Source organism: uncultured Frigoribacterium sp. (genome assembly GCF_963515265.1).
Taxonomy (GTDB): domain Bacteria; phylum Actinomycetota; class Actinomycetes; order Actinomycetales; family Microbacteriaceae; genus Frigoribacterium.
The window spans coordinates 1-2,900 of the sequence record NZ_CAUPYL010000261.1; the positions used below are offsets into that span (position 1 = coordinate 1).

The window sequence follows — 2,900 nt, forward strand, 5'->3', positions numbered from 1 at the left end:
CGGCGGCGGCGGTGGCCGTGGTCGCGGCCCCGGCGGCGGCACGGCCGGCGCGTTCGGTCGCGGCGGCGGCAAGAGCAAGGCACGCAAGTCGAAGCGGACCAAGAGGGCCGAGTTCGAGATGCGCTCCGCCCCGTCGCTGGGCGGCGTCAGCGTCCCCCGCGGCGACGGCAGCACGATCGTCCGTCTGCGTCGCGGCGCGTCCATCAGCGACTTCGCCGACAAGATCGACGCCAGCCCCGGCAACCTGGTGACCGTCCTTTTCCACCTGGGAGAGATGGCGACCGCCACCGAGTCGCTCGACGACGCCACGTTCCAGGTGCTCGGCGAAGAGCTCGGCTACCGCATCCTCGTCGTCTCTCCGGAGGACGAGGACAAGGAACTCCTCGAGGGCTTCGACATCGACCTCGAGCAGGAGCTCGAGGACGAGGACGAGGACGTGCTGCAGGTCCGTCCGCCCGTCGTCACGGTCATGGGCCACGTCGACCACGGAAAGACCCGACTGCTCGACGCGATCCGCAACGCCAACGTCGTCGCCGGCGAGGCAGGCGGCATCACGCAGCACATCGGTGCTTACCAGGTCTGGGCACCCCACGAGGGCGTCGAGCGCGCCATCACCTTCATCGACACCCCGGGCCACGAGGCGTTCACCGCCATGCGTGCCCGTGGTGCGCAGGTCACCGACATCGCGATCCTCGTGGTCGCGGCGGACGACGGCATCATGCCGCAGACGGTCGAGGCGCTGAACCACGCCCAGGCTGCCAACGTGCCGATCGTCGTCGCGGTCAACAAGATCGACAAGGAGGGTGCGAACCCGGCCAAGGTGCGCCAGCAGCTGACCGAGTACGGCCTCGTCGCCGAGGAGTACGGCGGAGACGTGATGTTCGTCGACGTGTCCGCACGCGACAACAAGAACATCGACGCGCTGCTCGAGGCCGTCCTCCTCACGGCCGACGCCGGTCTCGACCTGCGGGCGAACCCGGACAAGGACGCTCGTGGAGTCGCCATCGAGGCACGCCTCGACAAGGGCCGCGGCGCCGTCGCGACCGTGCTCATCCAGTCGGGCACCCTGCGGGTGGGCGACGCGATCGTCGCGGGAACGGCCTACGGCCGGGTCCGCGCGATGATGGACGAGAACGGCGACACCGTCGACGAGGCCTTCCCGAGCCGTCCCGTGCTCGTGCAGGGACTCTCGAGCGTGCCCCGTGCCGGCGACACCTTCCTCGTCACCGAGGAGGACCGCACGGCCCGGCAGATCGCCGAGAAGCGCGAGGCCGTCGAGCGCAACGCGTCGCTGGCCAAGGCCCGCAAGCGCATCTCGCTCGAGGACTTCACCCGTGCTCTCGAAGAGGGCAAGGTCGAGGCGCTCAACATCATCATCAAGGGCGACGTGTCGGGTGCCGTCGAGGCACTCGAGGAGTCGTTGCTCAAGATCGAGGTGGACGACAGCGTGCAGCTGCGCATCATCCACCGCGGCGTGGGCGCCGTCACCGAGAGCGACGTCAACCTGGCGACCGTCGACAACGCGGTCATCATCGGGTTCAACGTCCGACCGGACACGAAGGCCCGCGAGCGTGCTGCCCGAGAGGGCGTCGACGTGCGCTTCTACTCGGTCATCTACGCCGCTCTCGAGGACATCGAGAACTCGCTCACGGGCATGCTCAAGCCCGAGTTCGAGGAGAAGCAGTCCGGTGTCGCCGAGATCCGCGAGATCTTCCGCTCGTCGAAGGTCGGCAACATCGCCGGTGTCATCGTGCGGTCGGGAACGATCACGCGGAACGCTCGTGCCCGTGTCATCCGCGAAGGCGTGGTGGTCGGCGACAACCTCGCCATCGACTCGCTGCGTCGCTTCAAGGACGACGTCACCGAGGTGCGGACGGACTTCGAGGCCGGAATCGGTCTGGGCAAGTTCAACGACATCCAGATCGGCGACGAGATCGAGACCATCGAGATGGTCGAGAAGCCGCGGGGCTGACGCCCGGCGACGCATCGTCAGAGGCCCCGCCACGACCACGGTCGGGGCGGGGCCTCACCCCTCTCGCCTGCGGGCGAACAGCAGAAGGAGCAACGAATGGTCGACGCACAGCGCGCCCGCAAGATGGCCGACCGCATCCACGAGATCGTGGCGCGGCGGCTGGAGCGCGGCATCAAGGACCCGCGCCTCGGGTTCGTCACCATCACCGACGTCAAGGTGACCGGTGACCTGCAGCACGCGTCCGTGTTCTACACGGTCTACGGCACCGACGAGGAGCGCGCCGACACCGGCGCCGCCCTCAAGTCCGCCACGGGCATGCTGCGCAGCGAGGTCGGCAAGAACATCACGGCACGGCTCACCCCGAGCCTCGAGTTCATCCTCGACGCCCTGCCCGAGAACGCGGCGTCCATCGACCGCCTCCTGCAGGAGGCGCGTCAGCGCGACCAGGACAGCCAGACCGTCGCCGCCACGGCCGAGTACGCCGGAGACGCCGATCCCTACGTCAAGCCCCGCGACGAGGACGACTACGACGACGAGGACGACGACCTCGACGACGACACCGACGAGGTCACTCCGGTCGTGGACGAGGCCGACGTCGAGTCGGGCGCCGTCGGCGACGGCACGGTGGAGCCGGACGGCTCCACGCGCTGACCCAGCTCGGCTACCGGGCGCCTAGCTCGGCAGCGACCAGCCCTCGTCGGCCGATCCCGTGACCAGTCCGTCACGGAGGAGGCCGGCGAGGGCTCTGTCGCGCTGCTCGGCGTCGGGCCACACCCGGGCGACCTCGTCGCCCGTGACGGGCACGTCGCTCGCCCGGAGCTCGGCCATGACGAGCCCGCGCACCTGGCGGTCCGACCCGGCGAAGGCGGCCTGGCGGCGCAGGGGAGGGCCGGAGTGCTCGGGGCGGCCGGCCAGCACCCACGCGCAC

At 69.8% G+C, this 2,900-nt stretch carries 2 protein-coding genes and 1 pseudogene; 2 read left to right on the forward strand and 1 reads right to left on the reverse strand.

All coding sequences use genetic code 11. The features are described from left to right. Positions 1 to 1,972 (forward strand): translation initiation factor IF-2 (gene infB / locus RWM17_RS13635; RefSeq protein WP_314104546.1); only part of this gene is annotated, 1,972 nt, incomplete at its 5' end. A 96-nt stretch (positions 1,973 to 2,068) separates the two neighbouring features. Next, positions 2,069 to 2,623: a 30S ribosome-binding factor RbfA gene (gene rbfA, locus RWM17_RS13640; protein ID WP_314104548.1), complete on the forward strand. Its 555-nt coding sequence runs from the start codon at positions 2,069 to 2,071 to the stop codon at positions 2,621 to 2,623. A gap of 21 nt (positions 2,624 to 2,644) precedes the next feature. Here the strand turns inward: rbfA and RWM17_RS13645 are convergent. Next, positions 2,645 to 2,900, reverse strand: a pseudogene (locus RWM17_RS13645) (A/G-specific adenine glycosylase); the annotation flags it as partial.